This window comes from Raoultibacter timonensis (assembly GCF_022845715.1).
Classification (GTDB): Bacteria; Actinomycetota; Coriobacteriia; order Coriobacteriales; family Eggerthellaceae; genus Raoultibacter; species Raoultibacter timonensis.
Map to the genome: position 1 here is coordinate 3,278,930 of NZ_AP025564.1, position 19,775 is coordinate 3,298,704.

Here is a 19,775-nt window from a genome sequence, read left to right on the forward strand (position 1 = left end):
CATCGCATGCGCCCGGGTATCCTGAAGATTTATTCTATTATATCCGAATTCTTCGGTTATATCCAAAGAAGCCTTAACGGCCATCGCATAGCCTCGCGGTATGGAATTCAAGGCGGAAATAGAAGCGATCGGGAAGAACATCGCCAACGAGCGGAAGCGTCAGAATTTGACGCAGCATCGCCTTGCGGATATGGCCAACATGAACGAGGGCTACCTCTGCGAGGTCGAAAAGGGCATCGCCAACCCCACCATCGGCAAGCTGCTCTCCCTCGCCGAGGCGCTCGGCGTTCCCGTCTCCTCTCTTTTATCCGGCATCTGACGCGCGGGTCCGCCTCAAGCCCGACCCGCGCATGCCTTCGTGCAGAAACCGAGCCCGCGGCCTCTTCCGCAAACCGGCAGACGAATCCGTTAATTCGCCCTTTCGTCCATTGCAGGGAATCGCAGGATGAACGTCGTCCCCTCGCCGAGCGTACTTTTGACCTCGATCGATCCGCCGTGGTACATGACGGCGTGTTTGACGATGGCAAGGCCGAGCCCCGTGCCGCCCGTCTCCTTCGAGCGGCTCTTGTCCACGCGGAAGAAGCGCTCGAACACCTTGTCGTGCATCTCCTCGGGAATGCCCACGCCCGTATCGGTCACGCGCACGACCGGGCCTGCGCCGTCGTTGCCGACGATCACTCTCACGCTGCCGCCTTCGTGGTTGTAGCGGATCCCGTTCTCCACGAGGTTGTACAGCATCTCCTCGGCAAGCGTATCGGTTCCCGCAATGCAGGTCGATTCGCCCTCGACCAGCACGCGCACCCCTTCCGAATCAGAGAACGGAACAAGACGGTTCGCCACCGACTGGGCCATGGCGTACAGATCGATTGCCTGATCGCGATCCCCCACCGCCGCCTCGTCGAGCCTCGAGAGGATGAGCACGTCGTTGATGAGCGATCGCATCGCCTGGGCCTCCTCGTAGATGAGGCCGGCGAACTTCCTGCTGTCGGCCGGATCGACCAGACCGTTCTTCATGAGCTCGGCGTATCCTGAAATCACCTGGAGCGGTGTTTTCATCTCATGGCTCACGTTCGACGAGAAATCGCGGCGCATCGTTTCGGCACGGGCGATCTCGCGGGTCTGCTGCTTGAGCATCCGCTGCTGCTCGTCGATGCGCTCGAGGAGCGGATCCATCTCCTCGTAGATTTCGTTTTCGAGCGGCTCGGCGAAGTTGAGCGCGTCGATGGGCTTCATGATACGGCGCGTGAGCAGCCGCGACAAAACGAAGACGAGCAGTACGACCACCGCGAGGGCGACGGCGAGGGGGCCGAGCATCGTGGTGGCGAAAGCCACCAGGGAGTGCCGCGTTTCAGCCAGGCGGATCACGCTGCCGTCATCGAGCTTGACGGCGGAATAGAGGGTGTCGGTTTTGAGGGTTTCCGAGTAGCGCACCACGCTGCCATGCCCGTCATCAAGCGCTTCGCGCACCTCGGGGCGGCTCCTATGGTTCTCGGCCGCAGAGGCGTCGGCGGATGCGCTGTCGAACAGAACCCTCCCATCCGCAGCGATCAGCGTGTAGCGCACCGTCCCCGCGAATTGGGCCAACAGCGACGGGACGTTCTCGTCGCTCGGCGTTTCATTGAGATAGGCTGCGGCGTCTTGAGCCTGTTCGGTCAGGGCGGCTTCGGCCTCCTGCTCGTAGCTGAAATAGAACAGCACCGTGATGATCGCCGAGAACGCCAGGATGACGGCGATCGTGAAGACGAGAACGGTGTTGAATATCTTTCCTGAAAGGCTCTTGACGCTGAAATGGGTCGGGCTCATCGCTTCGGCCTTACGAGGGCGTTTTCACGCAGTAGCCGACTCCGCGCACCGTTTGGATGCAGGACTCGATACCGGGCGATGCCGCCGCGAGTTTCTGCCGCAGCGTCTGCACATGCACGTCGACGGTGCGGGTGCCCCCCGCATACGTCATACCCCACACGTCTTCGAGCAGCTGGCTGCGCGAAAGAACCTGGCCGTTGTTCTGCATAAGCGCGCGCAAAAGATCGAACTCCTTGAGCGTCAACTCGACGGGCACCCCGTCCGCCTCGACGGTGTGGGCTGACGCCGACAGCTCGAGTTTGCCGCACGAAATCGCGTCCTGGGTGTTGCTCGACGGCTCGCCCGCACGGCGCAAAAGCGCGTTAACGCGTGATACGAGCTCCATCATGCCGAAAGGTTTAGCCAGGTAGTCATCCGCACCGGCGTCGAGGCCGCAGACGGTATCGTACTCGGTGCCTTTCGCCGTGAGCATCATGACGGGCACGTGCTTGATCGCAGGATCCTCGCGCAGCATTTTGAGTATCTCGATGCCGTCGGTTTCGGGAAGCATGATGTCGAGCAGCACAAGGCGCGGCACTCGCTCGGCGCATGCGGAGAAGAACTCCGGGGCGCACGAGAACCCGACCGCCTCGAACCCGGCCTGCTTGAGCGCGTAGATCGTCAGATCGCGTATATTGGTGTCGTCTTCAACGTAGTAGATCATGAGTGCTATTCTACCCGAAACGGCCCGATACGTAATCCTCGGTGCGCTTATCGTGCGGACTCGTAAAGATATCGTCGGTCGACCCCGCCTCCACCATCTCACCGAGAAGGAAAAACGCCGTTTTATCGGACACGCGCAGCGCCTGGAGCATATTGTGCGTAACCATGATCACGGTGTACTTGCTTTTGAGCTCGCCGACGAGCTGTTCGATCTTACCCGTCGAGATGGGGTCGAGCGCGCTTGTCGCCTCGTCCATGAGCAGCACCTCGGGGCGCACCGCCAGCGCGCGGGCGATGCACAGGCGTTGCTGCTGGCCGCCGGAAAGTCCCAAGGCGTTTTTCTTCAAGCGGTCTTTGAGTTCGTCCCAGATGGCTGCATCGCGCAGCGATTGCTCCACGATCTGGTCGAGATCCTCGCGGCGCTTGATGCCATGAGTGCGCGGGCCGAATGCGATGTTGTCGTACACCGACATCGGGAAGGGGTTCGGCTGCTGGAACACCATTCCCACGCGACGGCGCAGCGAATTGATGTCGACGTCGCGGTAGGCGTTTTTGCCGTCGAGCGTGATTTCGCCCTCGATGCGGCACCCCTCCACGAGGTCGTTCATGCGGTTGAGGCTCTTGAGCAGCGTCGATTTGCCGCAGCCGGACGGCCCGATAAGCGCCGTTACCTGGTTTTGCGGGAAATCGAGCTCGATGTTCTTGAGGGCATGGAAATCCTTGTAGTACAGATCGAGGCCGTGCACGCCCATCTTTGCCGGAGCGTCGGCGACGGGGCTGTCGCCGACGCTCGCATGGCGGACTTCAACATGGGGCCGATAGGCGATCGCACCATCGACGCGCACTTCCTGAGCGGATGCTTTCTTCTCAACCAAGGCTTCAGTCATCTCTGTTTCCTTTTTTCATCTTGCGGGCCGCAAACGTCGCGAGCATGTTGAGCAGTACCACCAAAACAAGCAGCACCACCGCAGTCGCATACGTTTCGTTGATATGCAGGCCCTCGCTTGCAAGTACGTACATGTGGACGGCGAGCGTCCTCGTTGAATCGAATACCGCGGCCAGGCCTTCGGTAGCGAAACCGGGAATCTGGGCGATCGAACCAGCCGTGAACAGAAGCGCCGCCACTTCGCCCACTACGCGACCGAGCCCGAGGATGACGCCCCCGAGGATACCCGGCACCGCCGAGGGCAGCACGCAGCGAAACACCGTGCGCAAACGCCCTGCGCCGAGCCCGAAGCCGCCCTCGCGATACGCGTCGGGTACGGCGAGCAGGGCTTCTTCGCTCGTGCGCATGATCACGGGAAGAATCATGATGGCAAGCGTGCATGCACCGGCGAGAAGCGACAGGTTCCAGTGCAGCGCCGTCACGAAGAACAGCATGCCGAACAAGCCGTAGATGATCGAGGGGATGCCCTGCAGCGTCTCGGTCGTCGTGCGTACGATGCCGACGAACCTGCTACCGCGAGGCGCATACTCCACCAGGTAAATCGCCGATCCCACGCCGAGCGGAACCGCCATGGCAAGGGAGAGCCCCGCCATGATGAGCGTGTTTACGAGCGCGGGCATGAGCGAGACGTTCTCGGAGGTGTATTCCCACTCGAACAGGCTCGGCGTCAGGTAGGGTACGCCCATCACGAGGATGTAGCCGACGATGAACGCGAGTACGCCCGCTGTCAGGAGAGCGCCCAGGTACACGAGCAGGCGCAGCAGAAGCGATACGATTACGCGATTGCGCGCATGGGCCACCTCGCGCTCCGCGAACATCGCATCGATGCGATCCGACACGCCGAGCGCCGCAGACGAGGCATTGACGGGCGCATCTGCGGCCGTTTGGGAGGCAAGGTCCATCTTCGGCGTCATTTGACCTCGCCTCTTCTCTTGATAACGTTGAGCAACATAGTGATGAGCAGGATGAACACGAACAGCACGACGCCGGTTGCAATGAGCGCACCGCGGTGGAGGTCGGCGGCGTAGCCCATCTCGAGCACGATGTTCGCCGTCATGGTGCGCACGCCCGAAAATATGCTCTCGGGAATGACCGGCTGGTTTCCGGCGATCATGATGACCGCCATCGTCTCGCCGATCGCGCGGCCGACGCCGAGCACGACCGCCGCGACGATACCCGAGGCGGCTGCGGGAACAAGCACGCGAAACGTCGCTCGCTCATGGTCGGCGCCGAGAGCGAGCGCTCCCTCGTAGTATTTTCGGGGAACGGCGTCAAGCGAGCTTTGCGCAACCGTGATGATGGTGGGAAGGATCATGATCCCCAGGATGATCGCAGCCGCGAGAAGCGAAAGCCCGTTGCCGACGGGCGCAGTCGCGCGGATGAACGGTACGATGATCACGAGGCCGAAGAAACCGTAGACAACCGAGGGAATGCCCGCAAGGAGCTCGACGCCCGGCTTGAGCACCCGGGCGACGCGACCGCTCGCGAATCGGGAGAGGAAGATCGCGCAGAGGATGCCTGTCGGAACGCCGACGATCATCGCGCCCGCCGTCACGTAGACGCTGCCAACGATCATGGGAAGGATCCCGTAGACGTCGTTTCCGGGACGCCAGGTCGTACCGAACAGGAAGTCGGGCAGCCCGATCTGCGCGATGGCGGGCACGCCGTTTGCGAAGAGGAAGACGCATATGAGGGCAACCGCAAGGATTGAAACCCCTGCGGCCACCATGAAGAACGCCTTCGCTACGCCTTCTTTTATGGATAGGTTTGCCATGTCTTTATACTCCGCTGACCTTGAGGCCGGAAGGTGCCTCGCGCTAGGCGAGGGCGTCTTCCCACGTAACGGCTTCACCGGTGTAGATGGCCTTCACCTGTTCGCTCGAGAGCTCGTCGATCGAAGCGTTCTTGTTCACAATGACCGCGATGCCGTCCTGAGCGATAACCGTCGGCACAAGGCCGCCGGAGGTTTCGGAATCCTTGAGTTCGCGCGAAGCCATGCCGATGTCGCAGGTACCCTCGGATGCCATGTTCATGCCGGTCGTCGAATCGGACGTCTGCACCTCGATGGTCACCTCGGGATTGAGCCCCTTGTACGCCTCGGCGAGTTTCTCCATAACCGGCGAGATCGAAGAGGAGCCGGCGATAACGATCTTGCCGCTCTTGCTCGATGCGGTGTAGGCGGCAGCAGCGTCGTCGACCGCGATGTAGCCGTTGTCCTCGATGACCTTCTGACCGTCGGCGCTCATGATGTAAGCGATGAAGTCCTGCGTAACCTCCGAAACGTTATCGCCGGTGGCGATGTTGAAGGGTCGGGCGATCTTATAGTCGCCGCTCTTCACGTTTTCGGCAGTCGCCTCGGCACCGTCGATCTTGAGAGCCTTCACCGTGTCGTTCATCGACCCGAGTGAAATGTAGCCGATGCCGTTCTCGTCACCCGACACCGAAGTCATCATGACCGAAGTGGAGTTGGTGATGGAGGCCGACATGGTAGTCATATCCACCTTCTCGCCGCTGGCATCCTTCTCCTCGATACCGAACAGCTCGATGAACGCACCGCGGGTACCCGATCCGTCTTCGCGGGAGTAGACCGAAATCTGACCCGAAGGCGACGTTGCGCCGGACGAAGCGTCGCTTCCTGCGCCGGTGCCGCTTCCCGAGCCGCCGTTGCCGCCCGCACAGCCCGCAAAGCCCAGTACGCCGACAGCGAGCAGGGCGCACATCAGAACACCGATAACCTTCTTCTTCATTTCTTTCCTTTCAAACCGATCAAACCGTCGAAGCGTTTGAATTTTCTTAAACGTAATGCAACCAATGCAGTGCAACCATAGTCGCGCGTGCCGATCAAATACCTGTTCGGCGTACGTCAAATCTGAGTAAAGTTTGACCGATACGTTTAAAAACCAGCGATTTCACGTGTGCTGACACGCGTTGGGAATAAACAATCGACGAGTTTCTTGAGAAACTGCAACCGAGCGCTACAATGGAAGGAGCAAGGCGTTTGAAAGGGGAATCAAACATGAAGTTATCGGCACGAAACCAGCTCAAGGGCACCATCATCGCGCTTCACCCGGGTGCGGTGAACGCCATCGTGATCATCGAGCTTCCCGGAGGGGAGCAGATCACCTCGACCATCTCGATGGGATCGCTCAAAGATCTCGGACTTGAAGTGGGTAAAGAAGTGTACGCCGTCATCAAGGCGTCGAACGTCATGATCGGCATCGACGACTGAGCAGCTAAACCGATCGAACCGAGAAGGGCCCGGGTATGCATCCGGGCCCTTCGATTCTCAGCAAACGTGCGTCATGCTGACAGCTTATCGGGTACAGCAGCCCAAGCAGTCATCTAAAAGAGAGGCCAGCTCCTCTTTGCTCTCGAAGGGCTGCTGCTCCTGAGACTCGATAACAACCACTTCACCCGTCCAGTTATCGTTGCCGTACTTTTCGGTCTTAACGAGAAGCCCGGGCTTGAACTCCTCGCGCTCCGGAAGCTCCTGCGTGGTGAAATCGTAGTCAAGGTCGCGTAAAACCCGGTTCATGACCGCAACGAGCTGATCACTGCCGGCAAAGTTCAGCAATCCCGCTTCGCTGTTGAACAGTATGCCTTCGGCTACATACATAGTGCGAATGCGCTCTTTGCGTATTCGCTCCGATCGCACGATAAGAAGGATCAACGCAACGACAACGACCCACCAGAGAATGCTTAACATGAGATCGACCGGCTTGTCGATGCGGTTGAGGCCAAGATAGAACCAAAGCCACAAAAGCAGTGCGGAAACAAGCACGAGTACGACGGCGATAATCCAATTGCTCTTTTTCATTTATGCGTTCCTCCCGTCATCGCCGCCACGGAATCCCTGTTCGCTATCGAGCATTGAGCGCTCAAAGCCATCGAGGGTGCCGATGAACTTACGGCGACGACCGATCACAGCGAGACCATAGATGAGCGTAATGATAATGCCCAGAATAATGTAGTAGTGAACCCAGCAGAAAACGCCATGGTCGGTCATGCCGAGTGGTGTCTCGTCGTCGTTGATAGCCGTTTCCCCGCTACCTTCGCCAACGCCAGCCTGCGGAGTCGGATTCGGGTTGATGACCGTCTCGACGACATTGGAAAGTGTTTCTGCAACGGGAGCGACAACAGCATCAAGCGGGTTGTCCGCAGGTACCGTCGGGTTGTCGGGCGTCGGCAACGGGTTAACCGGCGTTGATGGCTCGGGCGATGCGGCGAGAACTGTAAGCACTCCATCTTCGTAGGCAATCGCATAGTTATCGGTCACGTCGGCTCCGCCACGAGTTACAACCGCTTGTGATGCAACGTTCGCCGAAGATCCAACCTCGGTCTGGCTACCGATGATGTGCACCGATTCGACCTTTTCTCCCTCGATGAGACCGTTCGCTTCATAGGCCTCGTTGACTAGCGCCGTACCATCGTAAACCTTTTGGTCGGAAGCAGCCTTCACCGTCAGCGAAACCGTCTCGATGACAAGCGAGCCAGGCGCTTGGTTTACCGTGAACAACTGCGTTACGTCGTTGCCGCTCGGATCGCGAACCACAACTTGGCCCTTTATCGGCGCTGCGTACGTGCCAGCCTGCGTTCCGGAAGCGGCGGCTGAAAGACCTTCGACGGTATAGGTTACATCATCGAACGTCACCTCATTGGATTCCGATCCGTTATAGGTCAGACCGGAAACGCCCTGCACAACGCCATTATAGGCAACGATGCCCGAATTGGCAGCGATATCGATGATGCGATGATCGGCATCGCTCGTATCGCGAACTGTCAGCGTTCCGTTTACGTATTCAGGCTCGTAGTTTCCTGCTACGTCTTCACCGAATACTGCACCCGAGGGTATGTTGGCAGACGAGCCGGGTGTGGTCTGCAAACCGGACACCGTTACAGATACAAGATCGTCTTCGTCGATCAAGCCGGTATCGCCACCCGCCTGGGCCCGCTCGGCAGACCAACGAGAATCCGTCAGAGGCCTGCCGTCGTAGTCTTTGCTGGAGGTGGCAGCCGTAATGGTAACCTCGCGCGGCGATATAGCGAACGCGCCGGATCCCTTGTTAACGGTAAACAAGCTCGTCACGTCTTTGCCACGCGAATCGACAATGGAGATGTTCCCCACGACGTTGACCGCCGCACTGTCGGATACGTTTACGCCCCCAGCTCCTGCCGTGAGACCGGAGATCTCAAACGCTTCCCCGTCGACGGCAACCTGGACAACCTCGCCGTTTTCAGAAGCAACGCCGTTATAGGCGAGTCCCGAAACATTCTTGACCATGCCGTCGTAGATGAACGACCCGCTGTTGGGCACAACATCGATTACGAGCGCCTGGGGATTATGCTTGATCGTCAGCGTACCGGGGTTGAGCTCAACGAGATAGTTGTCAGTTACCGCCTCGTTGGAGCCGTTGACGATGGCAACGCTGCTCTCAACAACGGTGCTCGCGCTTGATCCGGGACTGAGTTGAGATCCTTCGACCTCGGCTGTAAGGCTGCTGTCGGGCAAAAGGCCCGCATTCTCATCGGCACTTTCGATGACTTCGAATCCCGATGCCTCAAGCGCCGTGCCGTCGAAGTACTTTTCGCCGTCCTTAGCTTTCACCGTAACTTTGCGCTTTTCGACGGTCAACTTGCCGGGGTTGACCGTAACGTTGAATTTCGAAGTAGCATCGTTGTCCGACGCATCCTTTACAACGATATCGCCGTCCACGACAGTGTCATACACGTTTGCATCAGTGCCCCTTGCAGACACGCTAACCTCAACGACATACGTACCGCCTTCGTGCTCGAAAGTGCTTGCAACAAGGCCCTCAACGCTCTGCTCGGTTCCGTCGTAGACGACCGTATCCGATTTCGCCTGCAGAACAACTGCGGGCTTGTCGGTTGCGGCGACGATGGTCATCGTGCCGGGAACGTAGCTGAAGCTGTAGTTCTCTGTTGTCTCGATATCACCTTCCTTGGCAACCGTGAAGCCGACTGTCTCGGGATCGAGCGCATAGACGCCCTCTTCGGTGCCCGACACTCTCACGTCGTCGGATTCCGGCAGGAGCGTCTCACCCGCTACTATGCCCTCATTTTCGCCAGAGGATACCGTATAGCCGACGAGCGTATGCTCTTTAAAGTCATAAGGAATGCTCACGAGATTGCTGTTCGCCGTAATGGTCACCGGACGCTTTGCTATCGAGAAATCACCGGAATGCCTGTTAACTGTGAAAAGCTCGGTAACATCGTTTTGATCGGCATCGAGAATCTTGACGTCGCCAAGTACCTCGACCATTGCACTCTCGGACGCATTCGTGCCCGAAGCGCCCGCCGTCAACCCGAAAACGGTGAAACGGACGCCACCCACTTCCACGTTGGCCGACGCGCCGCTTTCAACGGCGTCTCCGCCGTTGTACGTAAGACCGGAGACGCTCTTCTCGGTTCCGTCGTAGACGAACGATCCGCTGGCGGCCGTAACATCGATCACGAGAGCCTCTGCGCTCTTGCTGACGACGAGCTCTCCCTCATCAAGCACTACCCTATAGTTACGGATTACCGAAGCACCCGAAGCGTCGACGATGGCAACGCTGTCCTTCACGACCTTACTCGGCGATGAGCCAGGCAGCGTCCGGCTACCGACGACTTCAGCCGTCAACGAATGATCCGCAAGAAGCCCGTTGGAATCGGCGGTCGTTATCACGTCGTAACCCGATGCCGCCAGCGGCGTGCCGTCATAGTCCTTCTTGCCGTCTTTGGCCTTTACCGTAACCTCGCGCTGCTCGATGGTCAGCCTGCCGGACGAAATGGTCAGATCGAACTTGGATGTCGCGTTTTTTCCTTGCGCGTCCACTATGGTAGCAGACCCCGTCTGCACCGTATCGTACGGTCCGACCTCAACGCCCTTAGCCGATACTGCAGCCGTTACCGTATAGGTCTGCCCGGCGTATTCGAACGCATCCTCGACAAGGCCCTCGACGCTTTGCTCGGTTCCGTCGTAGACGACCGTATCCGATTTCGCCTGCAGAACGACTGCGGGCTTGTCGGTTGCGGCGACGATGGTCATCGTGCCGGGAACGTAGCTGAAGACGTAATTGACCGTGGAGTCCGTCCCATCCGATTTCGCAACCGAGAAGGCGCAGTCCGCGGGATCGAGTTCGTATTCGCCCACTTCGGTGCCAGTAACCGAAACCGCTTCAGAAGCCGGCGACAGCGCCTCGCCCGAAACGATGCCCTCGTCATCTCCCGTAGAGACGGTGTATCCGGAAAGCGTATGGGCGGTAAAGTCATACGGAATGCTCGTCTTATTGGTATTTGCCGTGATGGTAACAGGGCGCTGCTTTACCGTGAGCTCCCCGTCTATCTTATTGACCGTAAATGTCTTGGTCACATCTTGTTGCTTCGAGTCGAGAATCTGCACAGCGCCGACTATATCGACCGCTTTGCTGTCGACAACGTCCGTTGCCTTAGCACTTGCCGAAAGGCCCGAAACAGTATAGGTTTCCCCATCGATAGTCAACTCGACAGACACATCGTTTTCTGTCTCGACACCATTGTATATGAGACCGGAGACGCTCCGCTCGGTTCCGTCGTAGATGAACGATCCGCTTTGCGCTTCGACGTCGATGACCAGCTTGTCCGTATTGTGCATCACGCGCAGAGTGCCAGGCTTATAGATGATGGCATAGTTATCCGTGGCCTCTTGGCCGTCGGCAGCCGTGATCACCACGCTGTTCTCGTCGACCACGCTCGCGCTCGACCCGGGAGCCGTCTGGGAGCCGGAAACATCCGCCTCAACCTCGTGGCCCGAAAGCAGCCCCTCGTCGGACGTCACGCCCGCCAAAACGGTAAATCCGGAGGCTTCGAGCGGCGTGCCGTCGTAATCCTTCTCACCATCGTTGGCTTTCATGGTGACTTCCCGCTGCTTGACGGTCAACGTGCCGGCAACGATGGTAATGTTAAACTTGGAGGTTACATCGTTCCCCCGCGTGTCCGTGACGGCTGCCCTCCCCGTTTGCTTGGTGGTATAGGTGCCTGCATCGACGCCACGAGCGGAAACGTCAACTTTGACAGTATAACGCTCACCCTCGTATGTAAACGTGTTCTTGGAGAGTCCTTCGACGCTCTGCTCGGCGCCGTTGTAGACGACCGTATCAGACTTCGCCTGCAGGGTGATCTCGGGCAAAACGATCGGCTCGCCGATCGTCATACGGCCCGTCACGTAGGAAAACACGTAATTGTCCGTTGCATCCGCAAGCGGATATAAATCGGAATAATCCTGGCTGGAAGAGGTGGCGCGGACACCTGCCTCGCTATCGACTCCGCCCTCATGTGCTACCCTGAAGGAGTATGTCTCGGGATCGAGCGTATAGACGCCCTGCTCCGTACCTGAAACGCTTACGTCGTCGGATGAGGGAGTTAGGGTTTCGCCGTCCACGATCCCCATGCCGCTAACCGTGTAGCCCGCCAACGCATGCGACGCACCGTCATAAGGTATTTCCTCGGCAATGCTGTTCGCGATAATGGTGGCGGGACGCGGGAGTACCTCGATCGAGCCCTGCACCCACTCGAGATCGTAGTTTTTACTGATATGCAAAACGGGAGCAGAACCCTTGCTGCAGTCTGTCGGCGATACGCCAGCGTTGGTCCTCGAACCCAGTGGTTCTCCACGAACAACGACAACGCTTCCGTCCACATAATCGAAATCGCTCTTGTAAATGCCCTCGGTCCAAATGCCCGTGTCATAGGTGCCGTCACCCTGGATCAACGAGCCGCCAAGCCCGCCGCCGTACCGAATCGCGTTGCCAGCGGCAAGAGAAGACGCCGTCAGCGCTTCGCCGTCGTAGTATTTGCGCGCACTCGGCGCATGGAGGTACGCCTTCGCCTTAGCAACCGTCAGCGTTCCCGGCAGAAACGTGATCGTGCCGTACTCGCTCGTCACATCGGTGCCGTTGCGCATGACCTTAGCGCTCTCGATAACGTTTTCCACTTCGTTGACAATCATGCCCCCCGACCCAGCAGTAGCGTCTTTTATCTGGCTTTTGCCTGAAAACGACACTTCAAGCGTATCGCCGTCTTTCAAAGCGCCTTCGGCGATGGTGTATTTGTGCCACGTTTGGTATTCGGTGTTGTAAACGAGCCCCTCGCTATCGTCAGCCTTAAGGGCAAGATCGATAGAAGGAACGCTTTCTGGCTCGAACACGGCAAAGTAGGTAGCAGAGGTGCGATCGGTCGGACGGTAGAGAAGATCGGTTGAGACCGGCTCTCCCATTCCTTTGCCGTTTACGTCGATCGCTTTGTACCATCCGATAAACTGGTATCCGTCGTTAGGCTGCGCCTCCGAGCCGATGATGTCCGAACTCTCATCGTAGATGACATCGCCGCCGCGAGATACCGCACCCCAATCTTCGTTGTTCGGTAGGTATTTGATGGCTTGCTCGTTTGGAACCCAGTGGGCCTGCAGCGTTACATCGGATTGCGGCATAGCAAAGCTGTTGCCGCCCACATACGTGGCCCCGTTGTTGCGCCAGCCGATGAACGTATAGCCCTCGCACGTCGGCGTAACCGAGGAAACGGCGACCTGCTCCTTCCACTTATACTGTTCGGCGGCAGGGATCTCGGTTACCTCCGTTATTCCCTCAGGCAGATTTGCATCGTAGCTCACCGTGAACGATTTCTCCGTCACGTACGCCGTAACGACGTTGATTTCTGTTGTTGCCGCACCTGCAGTCCGAAATGGAACCGTCAAGCCACCGCTCTCGTAATCGCTTTCCGAAACAGCATGGCGCTCGATCGTTGTGATTCGGTTATTTACGTCACCGTCGAAATTGCCGTCCATCGCCAACCAACCCTCGACGAAGATGGGCAGCTTGCCCTTCTCAACCATATCGTAGGCGAAATCGTAGCGCGAGCTGTCGATGTTAAACGTGACGCCGTTTACAGCCGCCGTGCCTTCCCAGTACATCATGCTGTTGTATGACGAGTACAATGTACCCGTTTCTCTTCCCCGCTCGTCAACTTGTTTAATAACCAAGCGAAGGAGGTGCGGACCGGAACCGGGCCAGTCCGCCACCCCGACCGACAGAGACCCATCTCCCGAAGAATCGGCGAACACCATGTTGTAGAACGCGACGACAACTTCGCCGGAGCCCATCTGAGTGAAATCTTCAGAACCGCTTGCACGGTAATACACGTTTTCGCCATCGGACTTGAGCTCTTCGACGACAGGAAGCGAACCGTCAGCATACGCGCTCTCAATCCTGCTCGATTGAGTCACTTTGACCAAACCGTTAAACGTATAGTCAACCTGCCCGCTCGAATTCGTCGATTTCGCAGTGAATCTTGGCTGCATCGCCGATTGGGCTGAAACCGTCGTACCGTCAGAGGGGACCATGATGTCGTAGCCGTGGTCGATGCCGATGTTCGTTACGACGCACCTCACCGCCGCGTTCACCGGATCGGCACCGTAGACAGTGATTTTCTTGGAACCGTATACGCCGCTGCCGTCACGAGCCGTCGCCGTGATGGTAACCTCGCCAGCCGCCTTACCTGTCACCTTGCCGTCCTTGTCGACGGTTGCTATCTTCGAGTTGCTCGACTGCCATTCGACACCGGCCAAAGCCAGATCTTTCGGAGATATATCCGCCGAAAGACCGATGCTGCCCCCCGCAGTAACGTATCCTTGCCCCTCGACCGACACACCTGCGATATACGCACGCGTCACAATGATCGAACGGCTAATCTCCATCGGTTCGCTTTTTCCATATGCGTCGACAAACGCAGTTATCGTCACCGTACCCGTCTTCTGCTTTGCAGAAACCTTGCCCGACGAGTCAACGGAAGCAATGCTATCATCGCTCGAAGACCACGTAACGGAGTTAATCGTCGCACCGCTGGGACGAGCAAGGATCGAAAGGGTCGCCTCGGTTCCAATTTCCATCGAAGCGACACCCGCAATCGAAGCGCTAGCGAGTCCAACAGGCTCCGAAATGGTGACAGTGAAATGCTCCTCGTTGTCTTTCCAGTTGGTCATAAAACCATACCAGGTATGCTTAAACGTTGCCGTACCCGCTTTAAGGCCGGTTATCGAAATGCTTGTCGCACCGTTCAACGCAGAATCAATCGAAACGACGCCATCATTCTGCAGAGCGATCCACTGATGGTTGTTTCCGCCCGTGGACCCCTCGATTGCGCCACTCGAACCGATGGCAAGTCCAAGATCGGTGCTCGAAAGAGGAACGCTGCGGGCAACGATGGATTTGCGATCGAGAGGAGTCGCCTCGGTCTCTCCTTCATTTGATTCGGATCGCACTTCATCCGCCTTCGTTGCAACGGCGATCACCAAGTTGCTATCGACCTGATCGGCATCGACGCTGTAAACGCCATCAGCTTCGCGGACCGCAACCTCGGTGTCGGATGCGCTATTGCGGGCGGTCACCGCATCGATGGAAAATCCGGTGTCGGCGACCACGACGAATTCGAGCTTCTGGTGCAGAACCGTTTTCAGCTGAGAGGAGTCGACCGTCTGCCCCTTGATCGCAACGTAAGCGTTCTCGGCAACTACGGCTACGAGGGCCTCGTCGGAGAGAACAGTCTCACTCGTTTCGGGCGCGGCCTCGGGTGCGGGAGGCTGGGCGCTCTCGGATTCTTCGGTTGACCCCAAAACAACGCCCTGGCCCTGAGCCAAGCCTTCGTCGTTCGAACCCTGACCACCATTCGACGAGTCCTCGCCGGCCGACGCACTGAACGCAGAATCGCGGTCGGCCGAATCCTCGGTGCTCGCTGGGCTCTGCTCAGTCGCCGTAGCGGCAGGCTGCCCCGCATGGTCATCCGCAAGAGCGGCAAAGCTCACGCAGGACATCACAAGCATGACGGACATCAGAACCGCCAGGCATTTGCCTTCGAAGGTGTTTTTAAGATCGAGAATGCGCTCAACTATATCCATGGGACCACCACGTTCGCAACAAGAACCGATATGAAAAATAAGCTAATACGTTGTCGAACGTGCCAGTGTAAGTGAGAGCCGTGGTACGGATTGCAAAATCGCATCCGCTTAATTGTTATTGATTATATCATCTTTAACTAAAAAGCTTGTCATTTGCAAGTAACATTTTAATCGAAACCCCGCTTCTACATAAATTACTACCTTGCAAATAACCTTTTACGTTTATCGAGGTAAGGCATTGATTATTATCCAGCTCGCCCCAAGCCGATCGTAGTAGAAATGAGCACAGTCGTGAGCAGGGCGGCTTTACCGCGATGGAGTGCTTCATGCCGATATTCTGCTTGCCGATGCCATCGATGCAAGCGAATCTCTTTGCCTACCCCCTCAGTATGACGCCGGGCGAGCGCTCCCTTAAAGCGGCTTGACTCGTCCATCAAATGCTGACAATTGCAATCATAATAAGAGCTATAATCGCCACAGTCGGGCGTTTGGTCTGCCCGATCCGACAAATGGCCCTGAAGCAACACGCAAAACACCCGAAGGGATGCCCGTGGAACGCCCGCACCCTTGCAGCATAGGCTCCGATGCAAAAGCGGTTCTTCGAACCGTCGGCATCGCGATGGTCGGATGCGTCCTTGCCACGGGACTCGTCACCGGATGCGCTGATCCGACGGGGCTTCTTGCCGGGGCGGCGGGAACCGAAGCGGATTCGGAAGCCACGGGTGAAACGTTCTCCCGACCCGAGCTAACCCTGTCCCCCATCGACCTCGATGTCCTCATCGGGTCGACCGAAGCGGGCATCGACGTATCGCACCTCGCAGACGGGTACGTGAGCGCAACGGCAACAAGCAAAAGCCGGCTCAAACTACAGGTTACCCGCGGAGACATGCAGTACAACTACGATCTCCCCTCGGACGGCACGCCGATTTCGGTTCCCCTCAATATGGGAAACGGATCCTACACGTTCCAGATCATGCAGAACACCCGAGACAACCTCTACGTCGGACTCGGAGAATCAGTGGATGCCGAGGTGCGGTTAGCCGACGAGTTCCAGCCCTTCCTGAGACCGAACATCTATTGCGATTACGATGCCGAAAGCCTCGTCGTCGAGGAAGCCAACAAGCTTTCGGAAGGAGCTCGGAACCAGGCGGATGTGCTTAAGGCGGTCTATGACTGGATTGTCGAAAACGTAAGCTACGACAACGAAAAGGCAAAGAGCGTCGTGAACGGCACGATCGCAGACGGCTACCTACCCGATCCCGATGCCACGATGCAGAGCAAAACCGGCATCTGCTTCGATTATGCTTCGCTTGCAGCGGCGATGCTGCGCAGCCAAGGAATACCCTGCAAGATAATTACCGGCTATGTCTCCCCCGACAGTATTTACCACGCATGGAATATGGTATACCTTAACGGCGAATGGATAAGCGCAAAAGTCAGCGTTAAATCCAACACCTGGACGCGCGTCGATTTCACGTTCGCCGCTGGGGGAGCAACCGATTATGCAGGCGATGGAATGACCTACACCGACAAGTATACGTACTGACAACGGTACGAGATTGCGATAAGGAGCAAATACGACATGGCCACCAAAATGCTTGAGAGCAGCGCGCTATCCGCCTTCTGCGAAAGCCTCGCTATCATGTTCTCGGCCGGCATCCAAACCGATGAGGCCGTATACCTTCTGAGTGACAACATGGAAGACTCCGACTTCAAGAGAACCTGTGACGAGGTGTACCGCCAGTTGATAGCGGGTTATCCCCTTGCCCGTTCACTCGAAGTCACGGGCGCCTTCCCCCAGCACGTTGTCAACATGGTCGGCGCAGGAGAATTCTCCGGACGGCTCGAGAACGTGCTGGCAAGCCTCGCTAAATACTACGACGAAGAAAACCGCCTGTTTTCCAAGGTCAAAAGCGCGATCGCCTATCCTGCGGCGCTCCTTGCCGTAATGTGCGTGATCCTCCTGTTCACCACCGCCGTCATACTGCCGGTGTTCGTCAACGTATACAGCAGTCTCACGGGCGATCTCGCAACCGGATCCTACGCGTTTGTGAACGCCTCCATTCTCATCGGATGGATCGCCTTTGTCATCACGCTGGCTTGCACGATAGCTGTCATAATGGGCATCGTCCTCTCCCGCTCCCAGAGAGGACGCTTGAAGCTGCTGACGCTTTTCGAGCACCTTCCGATCTCGCGCACGCCCATGCGACAGATGGCGCTCGGCCGATTCACCTCTGCGCTCGGAACATACGTCGCTTCAGGGATCGATACGAATCTCGCGATGTGCGAAGCCACGAAAATGGTCGACCATGCGTCCCTCGGGCGCGAACTGGCAACGGTACGGGAGGAAATGGTCGATCCCGCCCAGGCGAAGAGCCTTGCGCAAGCGATTTACGACAACAACATATACGAACCCATTTATGCTCGCATGTTGGTCATCGGCTCCCGCAGCGGCAGCACTGAGGCGGTGCTCGAGCGCCTGTCCGATACGTTCTTCGACGATTCGGTCGTTCAGGTAGACGGCATCATCGACAACGTCGAACCGACGCTTGCAGCATTTCTCACGGTGAGCGTCGGAGCAACCCTCATCGCCGTCATGCTCCCCCTCATCGGGATCATGGGATCGATAGGATAGACAACCATGTATCACGAGCTAACGACCAAGCAGATCAGAAGACGCACCCGCAAGCGCATTACAACGTTCTTCTGCATCGTCGCACTCGTATGCGGCTGCTGGTTTGCGAACAACGCCATTAATGCCAACCTGCGCGAGCAGGGTGCCGTATCGGTACGCAACGCCATCCTCAACAGCGCAAAGCAAGCGTGTGCGATCGAGGGGTCCTACCCCACATCCATCGAGTATCTCGAGCAAAACTACGGCTTGTCAATTAATAGGGATGATTACGCTATCACCTACCAGGTGTTTGCAGAGAACGTCATGCCGAGCGTGGTGGTGTTACCGAAATGAGAGACACCAACCAACTCGGCCCCCTGGCCTCCGTGCCCATTGCCATCAGCAAAAACGATTCACGCAGCGCGGCCGACAAAAACGGGCGCGTGTTCGGCACGCTCTTCTTCGGTGTTATGATACTCGCCCTGCTCGGGCTATTGCTTCTGGGGATCCGCTCCTACAGCAATGCGAACAGCGCACGTATGGAGGGCAACGACATGCGGCTCGGGCTTTCCCTCATCAACAATTCCATCCACCTGAACGACGTTGCCAACGCCGTCGGCGTGGGTAACGGACCCGAAGGGCAATCGCTCGTTTTGACCGAAAACCTCGACTCGGGCTCGTACGAAACACGCATCTATTCCTACCAAGGCACTATAGTCGAGGAATATGCTGCGGCGGGCACCGCGTACACACCCGAAAAAGCTCGCGACGTGGTCGCTTCGAGCACCTTCGATTTCGAGTACGCAAACGGGCTCCTCACTGTCTACACCGATCAGGGCGCGACACGCATCGCATTGCGCAGCGCCTTATCGGGAGGTGATGCGTGATCATGGAACCGCGACTTCCCATCCGCAAACAACTTGCCGGCCATCGAGCTTGGCACGGTGCTGCCTTTATCCTCGAAGCCCTCGCGCTGCTCGTATTCATGATGGCGTTCGCTGTCGTACTCGTGCAGCTCTTCGCGGCAACCGCAAGCCGCAGCATCGAGGCAGAGCGTCTCACAGGTGCCATTGCGCTCGCAACTAACGACGCCGAAACGTTTGCTGCCGATCCCACGCTTCCGACGGAGACGTTCTACTACGCAGTGCAGGACGGAACCATCGCCATCGCGAACGAGACCGACCTGAACGCCCTTGCCGTCACGCGGAGCGTCCACACCGAAGTGCGCGACAACGGCATCATGTACTACGCCGATATCACCGTATCGCAAGGCAACGAGACGATATACGAGATCTCTACCGCGCGCTACGTCGGCAACGAGGAGGCGGCGCGATGAGCAAGGCGCAAGGATCCGTCCGTATCGGGCCAATCAGCCTCTTTTCCCTGATCATCCTCATCTGCCTTGCAGTGCTATCGGTTCTTTCGGTTTCCACAGCCCAAGCAACGTTCGCGTCGGCGCAAAAGCAAGCTTATTACACCGAAGCAACCTATGCCAATGAGATCGCCGCACAGGAATTCGTTGCCAAGCTTGACGAAACGCTTATCGGCGTTGCGCTTTCAGATAGCGGTGACCCCCTCGAGGCCGTCGCCTCAGCGCTGCCCGAAAACGCAGCTCTCGAAGGCAACACGGTAACGGCGCAGTTCGTTTCAGACGGCGGGCGCACACTCACCGTCGCAATTGAAATCGACGGGAGCGGAGGCTACCGCATCGTCGAATGGCGGACTTCGACACAATGGAATCTTGATGAGAGCAGCATTAGCCTCTGGTCCGGAAGCAATTAGCA

General features: G+C 57.7%; 16 protein-coding genes. 8 read left to right on the forward strand and 8 right to left on the reverse strand.

All coding sequences use genetic code 11. From position 1 onward, the window contains the following. The first annotated feature begins 100 nt into the window (after nucleotides 1-100). On the forward strand, nucleotides 101-319 hold the full coding sequence (locus MWL89_RS13465; protein WP_102379868.1) for a helix-turn-helix domain-containing protein: 219 nt from the start codon (nucleotides 101-103) through the stop codon (nucleotides 317-319). 89 nt (nucleotides 320-408) lie between these two features. Here MWL89_RS13465 and MWL89_RS13470 read toward each other — a convergent pair whose 3' ends face one another. From MWL89_RS13470 to MWL89_RS13495, 6 genes are read right to left on the reverse strand one after another with little or no spacing between them, the layout of a single operon-like run. Further along, entirely contained in the window at nucleotides 409-1,803 is a 1,395-nt protein-coding gene (locus MWL89_RS13470) for a sensor histidine kinase (protein WP_244386670.1), read from the reverse strand. A 10-nt stretch (nucleotides 1,804-1,813) separates the two neighbouring features. Next, on the reverse strand, nucleotides 1,814-2,506 hold the full coding sequence (locus MWL89_RS13475) for a response regulator transcription factor (RefSeq protein ID WP_244386672.1): 693 nt from the start codon (nucleotides 2,504-2,506) through the stop codon (nucleotides 1,814-1,816). A gap of 10 nt (nucleotides 2,507-2,516) precedes the next feature. After that, entirely contained in the window at nucleotides 2,517-3,392 is an 876-nt protein-coding gene (gene pstB / locus MWL89_RS13480) for a phosphate ABC transporter ATP-binding protein PstB (RefSeq protein WP_482124267.1), read from the reverse strand. After that, nucleotides 3,385-4,365 (reverse strand): phosphate ABC transporter permease PstA, encoded by a 981-nt coding sequence (pstA, locus tag MWL89_RS13485; RefSeq protein WP_244386674.1) that lies wholly within the window; start codon nucleotides 4,363-4,365, stop codon nucleotides 3,385-3,387. Before pstA ends, pstB begins: the two co-directional genes overlap by 8 nt. Then, complete coding sequence (pstC, locus tag MWL89_RS13490; protein ID WP_102379873.1) at nucleotides 4,362-5,225, reverse strand: phosphate ABC transporter permease subunit PstC; 864 nt, start codon at nucleotides 5,223-5,225, stop codon at nucleotides 4,362-4,364. The genes pstA and pstC overlap by 4 nt, the downstream gene beginning before the upstream one ends. A 43-nt stretch (nucleotides 5,226-5,268) precedes the next feature. Then, a complete protein-coding gene (locus MWL89_RS13495) occupies nucleotides 5,269-6,198 on the reverse strand; it encodes a substrate-binding domain-containing protein (protein ID WP_244386676.1) in 930 nt (309 codons plus the stop codon). A 269-nt stretch (nucleotides 6,199-6,467) separates the two neighbouring features. Between MWL89_RS13495 and MWL89_RS13500 the strand changes: the two genes are divergently transcribed. Then, nucleotides 6,468-6,680 (forward strand): TOBE domain-containing protein, encoded by a 213-nt coding sequence (locus MWL89_RS13500; protein ID WP_102379875.1) that lies wholly within the window; start codon nucleotides 6,468-6,470, stop codon nucleotides 6,678-6,680. A gap of 84 nt (nucleotides 6,681-6,764) precedes the next feature. Here MWL89_RS13500 and MWL89_RS13505 read toward each other — a convergent pair whose 3' ends face one another. Together MWL89_RS13505 and MWL89_RS13510 are read right to left on the reverse strand one after the other, a co-directional pair. Beyond that, nucleotides 6,765-7,268: a hypothetical protein gene (locus MWL89_RS13505; protein ID WP_244386679.1), complete on the reverse strand. Its 504-nt coding sequence runs from the start codon at nucleotides 7,266-7,268 to the stop codon at nucleotides 6,765-6,767. Next, nucleotides 7,269-15,377: an Ig-like domain-containing protein gene (locus MWL89_RS13510; RefSeq protein ID WP_244386684.1), complete on the reverse strand. Its 8,109-nt coding sequence runs from the start codon at nucleotides 15,375-15,377 to the stop codon at nucleotides 7,269-7,271. It lies immediately after the preceding gene. A 544-nt stretch (nucleotides 15,378-15,921) separates the two neighbouring features. On the opposite strand from MWL89_RS13510, the gene MWL89_RS13515 reads away from it, so the two are divergent. The 6 genes from MWL89_RS13515 to MWL89_RS13540 are packed head-to-tail and all read left to right on the forward strand — an operon-like array spanning nucleotide 15,922 to nucleotide 19,773. Next, entirely contained in the window at nucleotides 15,922-16,923 is a 1,002-nt protein-coding gene (locus tag MWL89_RS13515; protein WP_425226273.1) for a transglutaminase-like domain-containing protein, read from the forward strand. 36 nt (nucleotides 16,924-16,959) lie between these two features. Then, nucleotides 16,960-18,012: a type II secretion system F family protein gene (locus tag MWL89_RS13520; protein ID WP_244386690.1), complete on the forward strand. Its 1,053-nt coding sequence runs from the start codon at nucleotides 16,960-16,962 to the stop codon at nucleotides 18,010-18,012. Nucleotides 18,013-18,018: 6 nt separating this feature from the next. Continuing rightward, a complete protein-coding gene (locus MWL89_RS13525) occupies nucleotides 18,019-18,345 on the forward strand; it encodes a hypothetical protein (RefSeq protein ID WP_244386692.1) in 327 nt (108 codons plus the stop codon). Continuing rightward, nucleotides 18,342-18,878 carry a DUF4860 domain-containing protein gene (locus MWL89_RS13530; protein WP_244386694.1) on the forward strand — a complete coding sequence of 179 codons (537 nt, stop codon included), beginning with the start codon at nucleotides 18,342-18,344 and terminating at the stop codon, nucleotides 18,876-18,878. Before MWL89_RS13525 ends, MWL89_RS13530 begins: the two co-directional genes overlap by 4 nt. A 2-nt stretch (nucleotides 18,879-18,880) precedes the next feature. Continuing rightward, nucleotides 18,881-19,327: a hypothetical protein gene (locus MWL89_RS13535; protein ID WP_244386695.1), complete on the forward strand. Its 447-nt coding sequence runs from the start codon at nucleotides 18,881-18,883 to the stop codon at nucleotides 19,325-19,327. Further along, a complete protein-coding gene (locus tag MWL89_RS13540) occupies nucleotides 19,324-19,773 on the forward strand; it encodes a S4A5 electrogenic sodium bicarbonate cotransporter 4 (protein ID WP_244386696.1) in 450 nt (149 codons plus the stop codon). The genes MWL89_RS13535 and MWL89_RS13540 overlap by 4 nt, the downstream gene beginning before the upstream one ends. Nucleotides 19,774-19,775: the final 2 nt, after the last annotated feature.

Excerpts from the sequence above, each read along its gene's own strand:
- MWL89_RS13470 (WP_244386670.1), bottom strand. The coding sequence starts at position 1,803 with ATGAGCCCGACCCATTTCAGCGTCAAGAGCCTTTCAGGAAAGATATTC.
- MWL89_RS13520 (WP_244386690.1), top strand. The coding sequence starts at position 16,960 with ATGGCCACCAAAATGCTTGAGAGCAGCGCGCTATCCGCCTTCTGCGAA.
- MWL89_RS13530 (WP_244386694.1), top strand. The coding sequence starts at position 18,342 with ATGAGAGACACCAACCAACTCGGCCCCCTGGCCTCCGTGCCCATTGCC.
- pstC (WP_102379873.1), bottom strand. The coding sequence starts at position 5,225 with ATGGCAAACCTATCCATAAAAGAAGGCGTAGCGAAGGCGTTCTTCATG.
- MWL89_RS13515 (WP_425226273.1), top strand. The coding sequence starts at position 15,922 with ATGCCCGTGGAACGCCCGCACCCTTGCAGCATAGGCTCCGATGCAAAA.
- MWL89_RS13505 (WP_244386679.1), bottom strand. The coding sequence starts at position 7,268 with ATGAAAAAGAGCAATTGGATTATCGCCGTCGTACTCGTGCTTGTTTCC.
- MWL89_RS13465 (WP_102379868.1), top strand. The coding sequence starts at position 101 with ATGGAATTCAAGGCGGAAATAGAAGCGATCGGGAAGAACATCGCCAAC.
- MWL89_RS13495 (WP_244386676.1), bottom strand. The coding sequence starts at position 6,198 with ATGAAGAAGAAGGTTATCGGTGTTCTGATGTGCGCCCTGCTCGCTGTC.
- pstB (WP_482124267.1), bottom strand. The coding sequence starts at position 3,392 with ATGACTGAAGCCTTGGTTGAGAAGAAAGCATCCGCTCAGGAAGTGCGC.
- MWL89_RS13535 (WP_244386695.1), top strand. The coding sequence starts at position 18,881 with ATGGAACCGCGACTTCCCATCCGCAAACAACTTGCCGGCCATCGAGCT.
- pstA (WP_244386674.1), bottom strand. The coding sequence starts at position 4,365 with ATGACGCCGAAGATGGACCTTGCCTCCCAAACGGCCGCAGATGCGCCC.
- MWL89_RS13500 (WP_102379875.1), top strand. The coding sequence starts at position 6,468 with ATGAAGTTATCGGCACGAAACCAGCTCAAGGGCACCATCATCGCGCTT.
- MWL89_RS13540 (WP_244386696.1), top strand. The coding sequence starts at position 19,324 with ATGAGCAAGGCGCAAGGATCCGTCCGTATCGGGCCAATCAGCCTCTTT.
- MWL89_RS13510 (WP_244386684.1), bottom strand. The coding sequence starts at position 15,377 with ATGGATATAGTTGAGCGCATTCTCGATCTTAAAAACACCTTCGAAGGC.
- MWL89_RS13475 (WP_244386672.1), bottom strand. The coding sequence starts at position 2,506 with ATGATCTACTACGTTGAAGACGACACCAATATACGCGATCTGACGATC.
- MWL89_RS13525 (WP_244386692.1), top strand. The coding sequence starts at position 18,019 with ATGTATCACGAGCTAACGACCAAGCAGATCAGAAGACGCACCCGCAAG.